This window comes from Mesorhizobium sp. M0830, assembly GCF_040319965.1.
Classification (GTDB): Bacteria; Pseudomonadota; Alphaproteobacteria; order Rhizobiales; family Rhizobiaceae; genus Mesorhizobium.
Window position 1 is genome coordinate 16,689 of the sequence record NZ_JAMYOR010000048.1, and the last position, 15,868, is coordinate 32,556.

The following is a 15,868-nucleotide window of genomic DNA, read 5'->3' on the forward strand; positions in this document are numbered from 1 at the left end:
TAGCCTTTTTATGGGTCAAGGCTGTTTATCATCTGTCGATCAATTGCAGGTTTGTCGGCGTCACCCAATGTGAGCCACGCCCAAACCCCGAGATCTTTTGAGCCGATTCCTTGTGCGTAGGGCAGGCGATCTCGGTAACGCTCTGGCTGCAGAATTCCGCACTGCAAAAGGAAGGGCTTTACGGCATCGAGGTTTTTGGTGATGCTTGCTTCGCAACCGCAGCATACGCGTCGCGCAACCGCTTTCTTTGGGAGACTGTGCGCCAAAGTGGCCTTGCCGGATGGTTCATACGAAGGATTGCGCGCCGCCGACTGTGACGACGAGGTGGCCTGTGTGCAGGCCTGCTTTCGCCGGGCCGGACGCCGACTCCGGCGACGTGCCTACGCCTTGGTCCGCTTCCTCGGCGAACAGCATATGACTCGCGGCGACGGCAAGTACGGGGCGAGGGCAAAGCGATATCACCTGTACGAGAGGCAAATCCATGTCGATGACGAAATCCGAGGTCTGCGTGATCATCGCGGCAAGAAACGCGGCAGCGACGATCGCTGTCGCTATCGCGTCCGCGTTGCGTGAGGCGGAAGTGGCGGAGGTCGTCGTCGTCGATGACGCATCCACCGACGACACCGCTGATGTCGCGCGATCCGCAGACGATGGTAGCGGGCGGCTCAAGGTGATGCGCCTCGATATCAATCGCGGCCCCTCCTTTGCCCGCAACGCAGCCATCGCCGGCTCGAAATCGCCGTTCATCAGCATTCTCGATGCCGACGATTTTTTCCTTGAAGGCCGATTTCGCAACCTGTTCGCCGGCGCCGATTGGGATTTCGCGGCAGACAACATCATGCTGATCAGGGATGACGCGACAGGCGATGCGACGAAAATCGTCGCGCCGCAGTTTGCCGCCGATCCGGAATTCCTCGATTTCGAGCGCTTCGTCGAAGGCAACATCTCCAGACGCCGCGTGCAAAGGGGTGAACTGGGCTTTTTGAAGCCGGTGATCAGCCGCGCCTTCCTCGACCGCCATGGCTTGCGCTACGACGAGGGCCTGCGGCTGGGCGAGGACTATGAACTCTACGCCCGCGCGGTCGCCCGTGGGGCGCGGTTCAAGGTCATTCGCTCCTGCGGCTACGGCGCCATCGTCCGCGCCGATTCGCTGAGCGGCCGCCACAAGACGCAGGATCTGAAGCGTCTGGCCGATGCGGACCTGGCGCTGCTGGCGATCGACACCCTGCCGGAAGGCTCGAAAGCGGTGCTGCGGCGGCATGAGCGGCACGTGCGCGACAAGTACCGGCTGCGCAATTTCCTCGACGTCAAGGCCGAGCGGGGGCTGGCATCGGCCGCTGCCTACGCCTTATCAAGCCAATCCAACCTCGTTCCTATCGTGCAGGGCGTCGCTTCCGACAAGCTTGAGGCGCTGTTTCGCCGTGTTGGCCTCGTGTCCAGGCAGAAGCACGTGCCGCCGCTGCGTTTTTTGATGGCCGGAACCAGCATGGGCAAGCAACGTTGACAGCGGCGCCGATCAGGCGCGATCTATTCACCGAGGGCACGTTCATCACGCAAACCATTTCGGCCGGATTTATGAGTTTACGAATTGGGTGGTTGCCTGTCGGCTCCGACGATGGCAGTCTATGGTGCGGTGCAGCAAATTGGATGACCAGCCGAACTGGCCCCCGATCGGATTGGTGTGATGTCTCCTTGATTGGAGCAGGACAATGCGACACGAGTTTTCTGAGCCCCGGCTGCGGGGATCGGCCAGAAGCCCGGCCCAAGAGCCGGCGATGACGGGAATCTGAGTTCATGGCCTCGATATTCGGTTTCAGATCAAGGGATCCGGCCCGCGACCGGCAGACCGACGTTTCGCGCCTTGATCGCCTGGCAAAGCTGTTCGAGCAGATCGCGGCTGAGATCGAGTCCGAGAAAGCCGGGCTTGAGAATCGCTACCGGACCAAGGCGACCAATGCCGCCTTCCTGATCGAAGCGATGGAAAACGGCTCCGCCTCCGACAAACGGTCTTCGGAAGTCAGCGCCCTGACGCAGTCGATCCTGAATTGCGAACGCCGCATCGCGGCGCTGTCGCGCCAGGACGGCATGATGAAAGAGCTCCGTCATTCGCTGCATATGGTCTTCGATGACAATGCCGGTTCGGAAATAGCGGCCAAATTCGCCAAGGCCGCGGGCGCCAGCAGAGGTTGATGGTGGCGGCTCGAAACTGTTCAACGGATTTGATGCAAGGCAGGAAAATCAATTCGGGAGGGTCACAAAAGCAGGTCAAGGTTGCCCGTTTCAGGAGCGGTTCGAACGTCTACTTTGGGTTGGGGACGTGCAGCGCAAAGGTGAGTTTGATATGAATTCGGTTCCGAAACCTACGTCCACGACAGCATTTGGCGCACCGCCGCTCGCACAGCGGACCGCGCAAGCCAGCCGGCGGCGATTGCGTTCGCTCAGTGCCTTGCTGCTGGCTGCTCTTGGAAGTTTCCTGGTAACCCCCTCCTATGCCCAGGACATTCCGACATCGCCGTCCTTTGTCGACGATTTCAAAAGCTTCGATCGTGCTCGCTGGTATGTTTCCGATGGCTGGAACAATGGCAGCCATCAGAATTGCACCTGGTCGAAGCGACAGGTCAGCCTTTCGGACGGGGTGCTGTCGCTGGGCTTCGAGAAGCAGCAACTGAAAAACCGTGAGTTTGCCTGTGGCGAGGTCCAGACCAAGCAGCGCTTCGGCTATGGCACTTATGAGGCGCGGATGAAGACCGATACCGGCTCCGGCCTCAATGCGGCGTTCTTCTCCTATATCGGTCCATCCGACAAGCAGCCTTGGGATGAGATCGATTTCGAGGTCCTGACCAAGAACACTTCCAAGGTGCAGGTCAACGCCTATATTGCGGGCAAGGGCAAGAACGAGAAGCTGGTCGACGTGCCGGGTGGCACCGAGAGTGCTTTCAACGATTACGCCTTCGTCTGGCACAAGGACAGTTTGCGTTGGTACGTGAACGGTCAACTGGTCAACACCATCACCGATCCGGCGAAATTGCCGACCCATGCGCAGAAGATATTCTTCAGCTTCTGGGGCAGCGATACGATGACCGGCTGGATGGGCGCTTTCACGGATCCGGGCCGCAAACTTTCGCTGCAAATCGACCGCGTCGCATTCACGGCCCAGGGTGAACCCTGTCAATTTCCGGAATCGCTGGCATGCAGCGTAAAGTAGTTGGGAAAGTCGTGTTGAACTGGCCGGGCCGAAAACGGCCCGCTGCCTTGCATGGGAACGAAACCGAATGAATTTGACGGTGTTTGGAATTGGCTATGTTGGCCTCGTACAGGCGGCGGTGCTTGCCGAGGTCGGGCACCAGGTGGTGTGCGTCGACATAGACGCCGCCAAGGTCGAGCGGCTCAATCAGGGCCTGGTTCCCATCTTCGAACCTGGACTGGAAAGCCTGGTCAGGGAGAACCACGCCGCCGGCCGAATCAAGTTCACCACCGATGCCGCCGCTGCCGTCAGGCATGGCGAGATTCAGATGATCGCGGTCGGCACGCCGCCCGGCGAGGACGGCTCGGCCGACCTCAAATATGTGCTGGCCGTCGCCGAGACCATCGGCCGTGAGATGGACAAATCCAAGATCGTCGTCGGCAAGTCGACGGTGCCGGTCGGCACCTGCGAAAAGGTCAAGGCCAGGATCGCCGAAACGCTGAAGAAACGAGGCCGCGAGGATCTGACCTTCGACGTCGCTTCCAACCCGGAATTCCTCAAGGAAGGGTCCGCGGTCGCCGACTGCATGAAGCCGGATCGGATCATCGTCGGCACCGGCAGCGAGGACACCGAGGCGGTGATGCGCGAACTCTACGCGCCGTTCAACCGCAACCACGAGAAGATGATCGTGATGGACGTGCGCAGCGCCGAATTCACCAAATATGCCGCCAATTGCATGCTGGCGACCAAGATCAGCTTCATGAACGAGATGGCCAATTTGGCCGAGCAGCTCGGCGCCGACATCGAGGAGGTCCGCAAGGGCATCGGCAGCGATCCGCGCATCGGCTACCATTTCATCTATCCGGGTCTTGGTTATGGCGGCTCCTGCTTCCCAAAGGACGTGCGCGCGCTGATCAAGACCGCCGAAGGTGTCCAGTTCGATGCCAAGCTGCTGCGCGCGGTCGAGGAGCGCAACAACGCACAGAAATCGGTTCTCTTCGACAAGGTGGACCGCTATTTCAAGGGCAACCTCAAGGGCAGGACCTTTGCGCTGTGGGGTCTCGCCTTCAAGCCCGACACCGACGATATGCGCGAGGCTCCGGCGCGCACGCTGATGGAAGCGCTGTGGAAGGCTGGCGCCAATGTGCAAGCCTATGATCCCGAGGCGATGCAGGAATGCCAGGCCATCTACGGGCTGCGCGACGACCTGCTTCTGTGCGGCACCAAGGAGGCGGCACTGCGGGGCGCCGATGCGCTGCTGATCGCCACCGAATGGAAGAGTTTCCGCGCGCCGTCCTTCGACGCGCTGCGAGATGCACTGACCACACCGATCATCTTCGACGGCCGCAACCTCTATGACCCCAAGGTCATCGCCCGCCATGGCATCGAATATCACTCGATCGGCAGAATGGCGGCGTGACGGGAGGGCGGCACAACAAGGAGCCAGGTCCATGAAAGTTCTGTTTGCAGGCGGCAGCGGCTACACGCCGCAATTCAGCGGCGGCGTGCAGTCGAGCACCCACCATCTGGTGGAACAATTGCGCGAGAACGGTCATGATGCTTCCGTTCTGGCGGCGCTGTTCGGCGACGGCATGTTCGGCTTCAGGGCGCGCGCCAAGATGAAGCTCCTTCGTCAGCGCGCCGTCATCGACACTTTCCCGGGCTATCCGGTGGTGCGGGCATGGTTTCCCTGGGAAGCGGTCGGCTTTGCGGTCGAAAAGCTGAGGCCGGATGTCGCCGTGGTGCAATGCCACAACTCGGTTCCGATCGGCAGGGCACTGCAGGCCGAAGGCGTGCCCGTCGTCGTCTATCTGAGGAATGTCGAATTCCGCGAACTGGCCGGCGACCTGCGCGACCTGCATTCGGCGCTCTATATCGCCAATTCCGAGTTCACGGCGCGCACCTACAAGGCAAAATTCGATATCGATTCGACGGTCATTCCGCCGACCATCAATCCCGCGTTCTACTGCACACCGACGACCGGTGAATTTGTCACGCTCATCAATCCCTATGAGGAAAAAGGCTTCGACCTTGCAGTCCGCATTGCCGCCGCCTGTCCTGAGATCCCATTCCTGTTCGTCGAAAGCTGGAAGCTCGATGACGATCATCGGGCCCGGATCGAAGCGACGATTTCTCCATTGCAAAACGTCAAGCTTGAAGGCCGCACCAGTGACATGAAGACGGTCTACGGCCGCACGAAGATCCTGCTTGCACCCAGCAAATGGGAAGAGGCCTGGGGCAGGGTAGCCTCGGAAGCGCATTGCAGCGGCATTCCCGTGGTCGGCTCACGTCGCGGCGGTCTGCCGGAAGCGATCGGCTCCGGCGGCGTGGTGCTGGACTACGACGCACCGCTTGCCGACTGGGTCTCGGCCGTCAGACGGCTGTGGAGCGACGAGGCCGAGTACAAGCGTCTATCGGCGGCGGCGACTCAGTTTTCAGAGCGACCGCAAATGAACCCGGACCGTCAGTTCGCTACGTTCATGGACGTTCTCGACAGCGCTCGGCGTGTCGGCCTGGAGCGGGCTGCCTAAGACGCGGTACGTTGGAATCGACTTACCTGGCGCCCTACGCTGCCAGGCGACTGCAATCGCATAAACGCCCCTGAGCCAGTTCCAGGTCCAGCCATCCGCCGGGCAGTTCGATTCAAATGCTGCAGCGCAATATTCCTGTGGCAATGCAGCAATCAACGTGTATTCTGTCCGCATACATTAGGGCTGGCGCAACGCGGACCGCTTGGGGTCTAGGGCAAGCCCCAACCTTGCAGGCGGGCTATGCGTGTGGGCTTTGTCGTCGGCGAATTCCCTTTGCTTTCAGAAACCTTCGTCGTGGACCAGATGGCTGGGCTGCTGGCGCGGGGCTTCGATGTTGAGGTCGTCTGCGACAGGACGAAAGGCGACGATCGGATAGACCGGCAAATGGAGCCGATGGCGACGCTGCTCGCCAGAACCCAACATTGGTGGAGATGGGCCGCTGGAATCAGCGAATTTGTACGCCGGCTGCCGCCGCGCCTGCGATACAAGGCGTCGACCGCCCTTGATATGGTTTTCGCACGCCGCCTGAACCACTGTGACGTGATTGTCGCTCACTTCGGACAGAACGGGGAAAGAGCGGCGGCGCTGAAGAAATGGAAGGCCCTCAAACCGCCTATCATAACCATCTTTCACGGCGCGGATGTCGCGATCCCCGCGCGACAGGCAGTGCTTGCGACGCAATACGCTGGGCTAATCAAGCACGGCAGCTTGAACCTGCCGGTCAACGATTTCTTCCGCAGGATGTTGCTGGAAGCCGGTGCGTCTCAGGCAAGCACAACGGTCCATCACATGGGAATCGATCCCCGCGAAATCAGCTATCGCTGGGAATCGTGGGAAGGCACCCAGCTGATCGTGACTACGGTTTGTCGCCTGGTGGAGAAGAAAGGCGTCGAGTTCGCCTTGCGCGCCCTTGCCTCTCTAGCAGCGTCCCATCCTGAGATAGACTGGCGCTACGATATTGTCGGCGACGGTCCATTGCGGGTTGGCTTGGAGAAGCTGGCTGTGGAATTGGGCTTGGCGGGTCGCGTAACATTCCTTGGCAGCCTCCCGCACATGGAGGTGAAGAGACGGCTTCGCATGGCGCATCTCTTCTTGCTTCCAAGCGTCACCGCCAGCGACGGGGACATGGAAGGCATTCCGGTCGCGCTCATGGAGGCCATGGCCGCCGGATTGATTGCGGTCAGCACGCATCACTCGGGAATCCCCGAGCTCATCGAGGATCAGGAGACAGGGTTGCTTGCACCCGAGCGAGACGTTTCAGTGCTTGCCGCCAAGCTTGCTTGGGCAGCCGAACATCCGCAGGACTGCGGACGTATCGCAGTTGCCGCGCGCCGCAAGGTCGAGGACGACTTCAACGCCGATGTTCTGAATGAACGTTTTGCACAAATGGTTACCCAACTGGCCACGCCGGCCTCTGCACCTGAACCCGGCAAGCATGCCGGCGCTGCCGAGGTCCTGGCGAGTCCTTCATCTGCGGGCCTTGGTGGTTGATCGGCAGACACGCCAAATTGCCGGAAATCTTGCTCCGCCGCACCAAAAATGTTGCAGTGCAGCAAAGCCTGTACTAATGTCCGTCCCGGGTGGCCAACAGCGGTAGAATTCTATGCTGCATGTCTCGTGCCTTGGGCACGATGTTTTCGGCCCGGCCGTCGTCGGGCGCGCACCGGCTCCCAGTGCGGTTGACCTGCAGCCACCTTGCGAGGTTTCCGTGTCCCCTGCCGGTCCCCATGCGGGGCGGTTCACAACGGGCTGCTTGATCGGTATTCGCATGAATGCATCCTGCCGATGAAGATTTGCTTCGTAGTCGACAAGTTCCCCTCATTGTCGGAGACGTTCGTTCTCGACCAGATAGCCGGGTGCCTTGAGCGCGGCATGGAAGTCGGAGTCGTCTGCAATGAGATGTCCTTTGGCAAGGACGCCAATATCGACGATTCGCGCTGGCACGCGCTGCCGGGAAAGGTCGTATGCTGGTGGGGTCGCCTAGCTCGCTATCGCCCGCTGCTCAGGAAGTGGTCTGGCAGGTTCTGGGATAAACTCTCGACCGCCATCGACATTGCTCATGCGCATAGGTTGCAGAATGCCGACGTGATCGTCGCCCATTTTGGCAACAACGGCATGCGCGTGGCCCGCGCTATTAAACGAGGCAGAATTTCCGCTCCCCTTATGACGATATTTCATGGCCGCGATGTCGGCGAGCCGCTGCATGACGATACACTCTCGCGCTACACGATTGTGTTCGAGAAGGGCGCTCTTCAACTGCCGGTGAATGCGTTTTTCCGCGATGCCTTGATCGACGTTGGTGCATCGCCGACGCAGGTTATGGTTCACCATATGGGCGTGCGGCCGAGCGAGATCGGCTATCGGTGGCGTTCATGGGAGCAAGCCACGCTATCTTTCATCTCGGTCTGCCGCCTGACAGAAAAAAAGGGCATCGAATATGCGCTTCGCGCGCTCGCCAGCCTGCCGCGGCGCAATTGGGTCTATTCGGTGATCGGAGGCGGAGAACTTCTGGAGGAGCTGAAGGGGATCGCCGCAAATCTCGGCATCGCCGACAGGGTGACTTTTCTTGGCCCGCGTCCGCACAGCGAAGTGAAGCAGCGTCTGCGCGATGCCCATGTGTTCCTGCTGCCTAGCGTCACTGCGCGCGATGGCGATCTGGAAGGTATCCCGGTTTCTCTGATGGAGGCGATGGCCGCCGGCCTGACGGTGGTCAGCACATATCACTCGGGGATTCCCGAACTGATCGAGGATCAGAAGACAGGTTTTCTGGCTCCCGAGCGAGATATCGCGGCACTGACTCGCAAACTTGCCTGGATCGCCGAGAATCCGAAGCCCTGCGAGCAAATTGCCCTCGCCGCGCGCAAGAAGATCGAGGCGGATTTCAACGCAGACGTGCTGAACGAACGTTTCGCACAAATCGCCGAGCAGCTTGGCGAAACGAGGGTCGGTTCATGAATGTCAATCCACCGCCCACTCATTTCGGTCGTGTCGCCCTTCGTGGCGGGTTGGTAACGATCGGTGCGCAGGGCTTCAAGATGGCGATCCAGTTTCTCTCCGTCATCGTGCTCGCCCGTCTGCTCGTTCCCGAGGATTTCGGCCTGGTGGCTTCCGTCGGGCCGATCGTGGCCTTCGTTGGTTTGCTTCAAAACCTGGGCCTCCAGCAGGCTGTGGTTCAGCGCAAGGACATCAGCGACCAGCAACTCAACCAGGTTTTCTGGATCAGTGCGCTCGTCGGGCTGGGCAGTACCGTGGTAGTGGCCGGCATGGCGCCTGCGATTGCCGCTTTCTACGGCGATCAGCGCATGTCCGGCATCACTCTTGGCTCCGCCTTGCCGCTGCTCCTCGGCAGTCTTGCCGCGGTGCCGCTGGCACTGATGAATCGCCACCTGCAATTCGGCCAGCTCGCCGTGAATGATGTGATAAGCGCCGCCGCCGGACTTCTGGCCGCTGCGGTCGCGGCCTATGCGGGGCTTGGCTACTGGTCGCTGGTCATCGGCCCGGCTGTTTCAGCGGTTGTCGCGTTGGCGGCCGCGTGGCGCGTGGCGCGGTGGAAGCCGCTACGCCCGGATTTGAAAGTCGATGCCGACATATTGTCGTTCGGCGCCAATCTGACGGGCTTCAATCTTGCCAACTTCTTCTCGCGCAATCTCGACAACATTCTCATCGGAAAATATTCCGGCGCGATCGAGCTCGGCTATTACGACCGCGCCTATAAGCTCCTGTTGTTCCCGCTGCAGAACATCAACCAGCCGCTGACGCGCGTGATGGTGCCTCTGCTAAGCCGCATCCATGAGGACAAGGCTCGATTTCGCGACATTTACGTGCGGACCAACTGGATGCTGGCTGCCGTTACCATGCCCGGCATCGCGGCGCTGACGATGACCTCCGATCAGGTCGTGGCGCTTCTCTTTGGCCAGGGTTGGGCGCCGGTGGCGCCGATTTTCGCCTGGCTGGGCATCGCTAGCCTGGTCCAGTCCGTTTCAAGCACCACAGGCTGGATATTCATCTGTCAGGGCAAGACGAAGACCATGTTCCACTGGGGCATCTATTCGTCACTGACGACCGTAGCCGCCTTCATCGTCGGCCTGCACTGGGGTGCCGTCGGCGTTGCCGCGGCCTATGCCATCAGCGGTTACGTGCTGCGCGTTCCCGTGCTTGCCGTGCTGGTCCATCGAGTCGGTCCCGTCACAGCCGCCGACTTTCTGGTCATGCAGGGGCTTTTCATTGCCTCGTCCCTGCTCGCCTGGCACGCGTACTCGTGGTTGCCGGCGTCGCTGACCGGACAGTCAGACCTGCTCGCGGTCTTTCTCGCGATTGCTCTCAATTACGGGATCGGTCTCATTCTCATGCTTTCGGTCGCCCAGTCGCGCCGCGCGTTGTTCACCACCCTGTCCAATGCCGCGCGCAACATCCGCTGAGTGACCGTCGATCAACGGTGCCAGCAGGTTTGTGGCCGACATCGCCGAGGCATGCTCCTCAAGCACGGCCTGAAGGCTGGTCTGGCGATAGAGGTTGAGGTTTGCTGCAAATCTGCCGAGCTTTTCACTCGCTTCCTCTGACGTCACTGTGTCGATGTCGAGCAGCACGTCGGCGACACCGATCCGTTTGGCCACTTCCTTGGTCTTGAACTCATAGGCGATTGGCAGCACCGGCGTGCCGACACAAAGCGACATGATCATCATGTGCATACGCGTGGCGACCACGAAGTCGAAGCCTTTCACCAGCGCCATCAACTGTTCCGGCGTGTGAAACGCAGCATCTACGGTCACATGTTTGGCGATCTCCGGATCGAGTTCGGCGACGATCGCCCGCGCGGTCTTGGAATCGTCATGCGCGTATTCCGGCACCCCCTGACACGTGGAGACGAACGTCACCTCCTTGCCGTGGTCCCTGACGAGAATCGACGCGATCTCGCGGATCGAATCGAGATAGCGGCGCATGCCGCCTTCGCCATCGCTGACGTAATTCCAGTGGCGGACGGAAATGGCGACACGGCCCGTCGGCGCCGGCGGCTGACCGGAGGCTAGAATTTTCTCGATCCTGTCGGTATCGGCAAGGGCGAAGACGGCATCGGCCACCACGTGGCATTTGCCGAAATCCTTCACCAGATCCTGGATATGGTTTCTGGACCGTTCGTCACGCAGCAGGATGAGCGGGCTGCGGTCGAAGATCGGGCTCAGTTCCTGGCGGTTGTAACTTTTATTGAACGGGCCGAGGGATTGCGTGAAGAAGACCGGATCCTTGCCGAGCACGGCATCAAGCCGGAACTGATTGAGACGTCTTTCGAGATTGTAGTTCTCGACGAGATAGGTCCCGCCTGTCGTGACCACGAGATCGGCGCCAGTGTAGATATCGAGGCTGCGACGGTCACTCCGGCTGAAGAAAGTGCCAATCGCGCTGCTCCCGAACCACCGCAGGGCCTGAAGGACAATTTTGTTGTAGATCGGCTTGATCCAGTTCTTCAGTCCATCGCCATTCTTATACCGGAAAAGGGACTCCGACAGCAGCTTGTGAAATTCAAGGTCCGGATAATCCCTTTGCGGGTAGAGCCTCGCCGCGACCTCGGGCTGGCTGTCGAAGATGAAGAATTGCAGGTCAGTTCGGGCGACTGCCTTTAGGATGTGCCGGATCGCTAGCAAAATAGCTGCATCCCCGGTGTTCAGGCAGACTGTGTTTTCGACCACGATCTTCATGGAATTACCTCATATCGTCAGCAGGTTCCGCGGCCAGGCCAGCGGTGCTTAAGACGGGGGTGACCGAAAAATGCTGCACGCCAGGACGATCCCGATGCGCTCCGCGTCACGATTTAGGGCGCCGCACCAGGTGACCAACCGCACGGTCCGAGTGGCGCTAAAAGCTAGCCCGAGATTAACGCCTCAATTTTGCAGTGCAACAGAAAAGGTGGATCGTTGCACCAAAAATGTTGCGATGCAGCAAGACCTGTACTAGGATTCCTATGGGTGGGCCAACAGCGGTCGAGTTTTCATGCTGCATGTCTTGTACCTTGTGCACGACGTTTCCGACCCGGCAGTGCGCCGAAGGATTACGATGCTCAGGGCAGGTGGGGCCCAGGTCACCTTGGCCGGCTTCCGTCGCACCACGAATCCGATTGCGGATGTCGAGGGATTGCGGCCGATCGACCTTGGCGCGACGCGTGACGGGCGATTCGGCCAGCGCCTCGCGGCGATCGCCAAGGCGACACTATCGATGGGCTCGAAGCTTGCCGGAGTGCCGAGGCCAGATCTCATCATCGCGCGCAACCTGGAAATGCTGGCGCTCGCCCGCCGCGCCAGGTCAGCCTTAGGTGCGTCGGTTCCGATCGTATACGAGTGCCTCGATATTCATCGCCTGGTGCTGCGCAACGATGCCCTGGGCAAGGCGCTGCGCGCCACCGAACGCTTTCTGGCAAGGGACGTGAAGCTGCTGGTGACCAGTTCGCCGGCCTTCATAGTCAATTACTTCAAGCCGTTCGGTCAGGTCGCGGCACCCATCGAGCTGGTCGAAAACAAGTATTTCGAGATCGCGGCGGTCTTGCCTGGCGATGCTGAAGCGGTTGAGAGCCCGCCCGGCCCGCCGTGGCGGATCGGCTGGTTCGGCGCCTTGCGCTGCCGCCGTTCGCTTGAGTTGCTGGCCGATTTCTCCCGCCGAATGGAGGGACGCTTCGAGGTCGTGCTGCGCGGCCGCCCGGCTTTGTCCGAATTCCCGGATTTCCATGGCTTCGTCGAAGCCGAGCCGTGGCTGTCGTTTCGCGGGCCCTACCGCAACCCGGAGGACATGGCGGCGATCTACAAGGAAGTCCATTTTTCCTGGGCAATCGATTTCTTCGAAGCCGGGCAGAACTCCGAATGGCTTCTGCCAAACCGGCTCTATGAGGGCTGCCGTTTTGGCGCGGTGCCGATCTCGATGGGCAACACCGAGACCGGGCGGTTCCTAAAACAGCAGGATATCGGTGTGTTGTTGCCGCAGGCGTCGCCCGAAGCGCTCGAAGCCGAACTCGGCAAGATGGAGGAGCATCGCTTTGCCAGGCTGAAAGGGCGTGTTCTTGCCCGCAACCCGAGGACCTGGAGCTACGATCGCAGCGATTGCCGGGCGCTCGTCGAGCGGCTGCGCAGCCTGACCGCCGTGCCCGGCTCCTTTGCCGCCGAGGCATTGGCATAGGATGGGCAGATATGGACAGTGGCAGGATGGACAGAGGTTGATGACGCAGACTGAAAAACCCTCATCCAGCCTGATCGTTATCCCGTGTCTGAACGAAGCCGCCCATATCGGCGCGCTGCTCGATCAATTGCGACCCGCGGCAGCCAGGCTTGACGCCCGGATCATTGTCGCCGACGGCGGCAGCACCGACGGCACGCTGGCCATCGTCAAGGATATCGTTGCGCAGGACCAGCGCGTTGTCCTGCTTAACAATAGGCGGCGCATCCAGAGCGCGGCGATCAATCTCGCCGTCGGCACGTTCGGCGAGGGGGCCGACTATCTGATCCGCATCGATGCGCATGGTGGCTATCCCGACGACTATTGCGACCGTCTGGTCGAGGAGGCATTGGCCACCGGGGCGGATTCGGTTGTCGTTTCGATGCTGACCAGCGGCAGCGGCACCGTGCAGAAGGCCGCCGCCGCGGCACAGAATTCCAAGCTCGGCACCGGCGGCTCGAAGCATCGGCACCTTTCGGGGGGAGAGTGGATCGACCACGGCCATCACGCACTGATGCGGATATCGGCCTTCGAGGCAGTCGGCGGTTATGACGAGACGTTCAGTCACAATGAGGACGCGGAGCTCGATTACCGGCTGAGACAAGCCGGCTACAAGATCTGGATGAGCGGCAAGACGCAGATGGTCTACTATCCACGCTCCTCGCTCAGCGGCCTCTATTTCCAGTATCTCGGCTACGGCCGCGGCCGCGCCAAGAACGTCCTCAAGCACCGCGTCATCCCCAAGGTTCGGCAGATGGTGCCGCTGTTGGTGTTTCCGGTCGTGCTGTTGGCCGCCTTCTCATTTGTGTATTGGCTGGCGGCGGTGCCGCTGCTGGTCTGGGCTTCGGTATGCCTCTTCTATGGCCTGTCGACGGCCATCCGCCAGCGCAATGCCGATATCGCGCTTGCCGGCGTTTCGGCGATGGTCATGCATCTTGGCTGGTCGGTCGGCTTCTGGCTGCAGCTTCTCGGCCTCGGGTCGCGGCGCGAGGCGGCGTGATGGCGGCGCAGGCCAAGAAGCGCAGCATTGACGTCGGCGTCTGCACGTTCCGCCGGCCGGAACTGGCCGACACGCTACGCTCGCTCGACGCCATGGACATGCCTGAAGGGTTCGATGTAGGCATCGTCGTCGCCGACAATGACGACACCCCGACCGCCCGCGACCTGGTGACGGCGCTGTCGCGGGAATTGACGGTGCCGATCCGCTATCAGCATGCTCCGGCGCGCAACATTTCGATCGCCCGCAACGCCTGCCTCGATGCCAGCACTGCGGATTTCGTCGCCTTCATCGATGACGACGAGACGGCTACGCCCGCATGGCTCGCCGAACTGGTCGCCATGGCTGAAGCAAGCGATGCTGCCGCTGTGCTCGGCCCGGTCAGGGCGCACTATCGCCCGGATGCGCCGGACTGGATGCGGCGCGGCGATTTCCATTCGACCTTGCCCGTCTGGGTGCGCGGCGAGATCCAGACCGGCTACACCTGCAACGTCCTGCTCCGGATGGGATCTGGGAGCCTGCGCGGCCGCCGCTTCAGCCTGGCGCGCGGCCAGACCGGCGGCGAGGACACCGAGTTCTTCGACCAGATGCACAAGTCCGGCGGCCGCATCGCTTTTGCGCCGGAAGCCTGGGTCGACGAGGTAGTGCCGCGCACAAGGGCGGCATTCGACTGGCTCGGCCGCCGCCGCTTCCGCGTCGGGCAGACGCATGGCCATCTTCTGGGGCGCAACGCGCGCGGCATCGGCCTGGTCAAGCAGGTCGGCCTGGCGTCGGCGAAGGCCATCTATTGCTTCGCCTCGGCGCTTCCGGTCCTCATCAGTCCGGTTCGAAGGAACCGAAGCGTGCTGCGCGGCATTATGCATGTCGGCGTCGTCAGTGGTCTGGTCGGCATTCGCGAAATCCGGCTCTACGGCCAGCCTTCGCCACAGGAGGGAGGCAAGCGTGCAGCCTGATGTGAGCTTCGTGATTGCCGCCTTCAACGCCGAGGCGACCCTCGACCGGGCGATCGCCAGCGCCATCGCCCAGAACAACGTCCGCGTCGAAATCATCGTTGTCGACGACAAGTCGAGCGACGCGACGCTCGATGTGGCGCGGGCCTATCCGCAGGATATCGTCCGCGTCGTCGCTCTGGCCAGCAATCGCGGCCCTGGCGGGGCCAGGAATGCTGGCCTCGACGCCGCCCGAGGAAGGTGGATCGCGGTTCTCGATTCCGACGACGCCGTCTTTCCCAATCGGCTCGCCGCCATGATCGCGCGTGCCGAGAGTGCAGGCGCCCAGATTGCCGTCGACAACCTCCAGGTCATTCGCGAGGACGGTATCATCGAGGCCGCGATGTTCCCGCGGCACTATCTGGAAGGCTTGCGGGAAATTTCGCTGGCCACTTACATCGCCGGCAACATCCTCTTCGAATCGAAGTTCAATCTCGGCTATCTCAAGCCGATCTTCCAGCGCGAGTTCCTGAACGAGAACGGGCTTCGCTACGATGAAAAACTGATCATCGGAGAAGACTACATCCTCCTGGCCAACGCCTTGGCCATGGGCGGCAAATGCGTCGTCGAACCTGATATCGGCTATGCCTATCATATCCGCAGCGGCTCCATCTCCCGTGTGCTCGAGCTTCACCATATCGAAGCCATGCACAGGGCAGATGCGGTGTTCGCTCAAACCCATCAGATGGATGACGCCGCGCGGGCCGCGTTCGCCCGGCGCGGCCGCAGCCTGCGCACGGCCGCCTCATTCCTGTCGATGGTTCAGCACATCAAGGCGCGGTCGCCATTCAAGGCGATCCTGACAGCACTCGGCGACCCGGCGGCGGTCAGGCATATGGGCATGCCGATCGCCGTGCGGTTGCGAAGAATGGCGGCGCAGTTTGCCGTTGGGGTGGGCAGGTGAAGATGCAGGCACATGGAGAGTTTTTCGTGGCCTGTGAATGGACTGAAGTCGATCTCCTCAGAAGGAATT

At 61.1% G+C, this 15,868-nt stretch carries 12 protein-coding genes and 1 pseudogene; 12 read left to right on the forward strand and 1 reads right to left on the reverse strand.

The features are described from left to right. Positions 1-481: 481 nt before the first annotated feature. The 8 genes from NKI20_RS24145 (at position 482) to NKI20_RS24180 (ending at position 10,133) form a co-directional block, all read left to right on the forward strand. Entirely contained in the window at positions 482-1,504 is a 1,023-nt protein-coding gene (locus tag NKI20_RS24145) for a glycosyltransferase (protein ID WP_352608165.1), read from the forward strand. Between the two features lie 290 nt (positions 1,505-1,794). Then, complete coding sequence (locus tag NKI20_RS24150) at positions 1,795-2,190, forward strand: hypothetical protein (protein WP_352835001.1); 396 nt, start codon at positions 1,795-1,797, stop codon at positions 2,188-2,190. 151 nt (positions 2,191-2,341) lie between these two features. Beyond that, positions 2,342-3,205, forward strand: coding sequence for an endo-1,3-1,4-beta-glycanase ExoK (gene exoK, locus NKI20_RS24155; RefSeq protein WP_352835004.1), 864 nt, complete (start codon positions 2,342-2,344; stop codon positions 3,203-3,205). Positions 3,206-3,272: 67 nt separating this feature from the next. Continuing rightward, positions 3,273-4,604: a UDP-glucose dehydrogenase family protein gene (locus NKI20_RS24160; protein ID WP_023761503.1), complete on the forward strand. Its 1,332-nt coding sequence runs from the start codon at positions 3,273-3,275 to the stop codon at positions 4,602-4,604. Between the two features lie 31 nt (positions 4,605-4,635). Then, positions 4,636-5,715: a glycosyltransferase gene (locus NKI20_RS24165; protein ID WP_023761504.1), complete on the forward strand. Its 1,080-nt coding sequence runs from the start codon at positions 4,636-4,638 to the stop codon at positions 5,713-5,715. Between the two features lie 240 nt (positions 5,716-5,955). Next, positions 5,956-7,206, forward strand: a complete 1,251-nt coding sequence (locus NKI20_RS24170; protein WP_352835008.1) for a glycosyltransferase — start codon at positions 5,956-5,958, stop codon at positions 7,204-7,206. Between the two features lie 294 nt (positions 7,207-7,500). After that, a complete protein-coding gene (locus tag NKI20_RS24175) occupies positions 7,501-8,670 on the forward strand; it encodes a glycosyltransferase (protein WP_352835012.1) in 1,170 nt (389 codons plus the stop codon). Then, positions 8,667-10,133, forward strand: coding sequence for a lipopolysaccharide biosynthesis protein (locus tag NKI20_RS24180; RefSeq protein WP_352835015.1), 1,467 nt, complete (start codon positions 8,667-8,669; stop codon positions 10,131-10,133). The genes NKI20_RS24175 and NKI20_RS24180 overlap by 4 nt, the downstream gene beginning before the upstream one ends. 225 nt (positions 10,134-10,358) lie before the next feature. On the opposite strand, the pseudogene NKI20_RS24185 reads toward NKI20_RS24180, so the two are convergent. Further along, a pseudogene (locus NKI20_RS24185) lies at positions 10,359-11,408 on the reverse strand (polysaccharide pyruvyl transferase family protein); the annotation flags it as partial. A gap of 292 nt (positions 11,409-11,700) precedes the next feature. Between NKI20_RS24185 and NKI20_RS24190 the strand changes: the two are divergent. Genes NKI20_RS24190 through NKI20_RS24205 form a run of 4 tightly spaced genes read left to right on the forward strand, consistent with a single transcriptional unit; the run spans position 11,701 to position 15,799 of the window. After that, on the forward strand, positions 11,701-12,873 hold the full coding sequence (locus tag NKI20_RS24190) for a glycosyltransferase (RefSeq protein ID WP_352835018.1): 1,173 nt from the start codon (positions 11,701-11,703) through the stop codon (positions 12,871-12,873). A gap of 40 nt (positions 12,874-12,913) precedes the next feature. Next, complete coding sequence (locus NKI20_RS24195) at positions 12,914-13,909, forward strand: glycosyltransferase family 2 protein (RefSeq protein WP_352835021.1); 996 nt, start codon at positions 12,914-12,916, stop codon at positions 13,907-13,909. Further along, the gene (locus tag NKI20_RS24200) at positions 13,909-14,859 is read left to right on the forward strand and encodes a glycosyltransferase family 2 protein (RefSeq protein ID WP_352835024.1); all 951 of its coding nucleotides are present in this window, start codon (positions 13,909-13,911) and stop codon (positions 14,857-14,859) included. Before NKI20_RS24195 ends, NKI20_RS24200 begins: the two co-directional genes overlap by 1 nt. After that, positions 14,849-15,799 (forward strand): glycosyltransferase family 2 protein, encoded by a 951-nt coding sequence (locus tag NKI20_RS24205; RefSeq protein ID WP_352835027.1) that lies wholly within the window; start codon positions 14,849-14,851, stop codon positions 15,797-15,799. Before NKI20_RS24200 ends, NKI20_RS24205 begins: the two co-directional genes overlap by 11 nt. The last annotated feature ends 69 nt before the right edge of the window (positions 15,800-15,868 follow it).

What these genes read in the sequence shown, in the direction of transcription:
- NKI20_RS24145 (WP_352608165.1), top strand. Translation starts at nt 482, where the DNA reads ATGTCGATGACGAAATCCGAGGTCTGCGTGATCATCGCGGCAAGAAAC.
- NKI20_RS24150 (WP_352835001.1), top strand. Translation starts at nt 1,795, where the DNA reads ATGGCCTCGATATTCGGTTTCAGATCAAGGGATCCGGCCCGCGACCGG.
- exoK (WP_352835004.1), top strand. Translation starts at nt 2,342, where the DNA reads ATGAATTCGGTTCCGAAACCTACGTCCACGACAGCATTTGGCGCACCG.
- NKI20_RS24160 (WP_023761503.1), top strand. Translation starts at nt 3,273, where the DNA reads ATGAATTTGACGGTGTTTGGAATTGGCTATGTTGGCCTCGTACAGGCG.
- NKI20_RS24165 (WP_023761504.1), top strand. Translation starts at nt 4,636, where the DNA reads ATGAAAGTTCTGTTTGCAGGCGGCAGCGGCTACACGCCGCAATTCAGC.
- NKI20_RS24170 (WP_352835008.1), top strand. Translation starts at nt 5,956, where the DNA reads ATGCGTGTGGGCTTTGTCGTCGGCGAATTCCCTTTGCTTTCAGAAACC.
- NKI20_RS24175 (WP_352835012.1), top strand. Translation starts at nt 7,501, where the DNA reads ATGAAGATTTGCTTCGTAGTCGACAAGTTCCCCTCATTGTCGGAGACG.
- NKI20_RS24180 (WP_352835015.1), top strand. Translation starts at nt 8,667, where the DNA reads ATGAATGTCAATCCACCGCCCACTCATTTCGGTCGTGTCGCCCTTCGT.
- NKI20_RS24190 (WP_352835018.1), top strand. Translation starts at nt 11,701, where the DNA reads ATGCTGCATGTCTTGTACCTTGTGCACGACGTTTCCGACCCGGCAGTG.
- NKI20_RS24195 (WP_352835021.1), top strand. Translation starts at nt 12,914, where the DNA reads ATGACGCAGACTGAAAAACCCTCATCCAGCCTGATCGTTATCCCGTGT.
- NKI20_RS24200 (WP_352835024.1), top strand. Translation starts at nt 13,909, where the DNA reads ATGGCGGCGCAGGCCAAGAAGCGCAGCATTGACGTCGGCGTCTGCACG.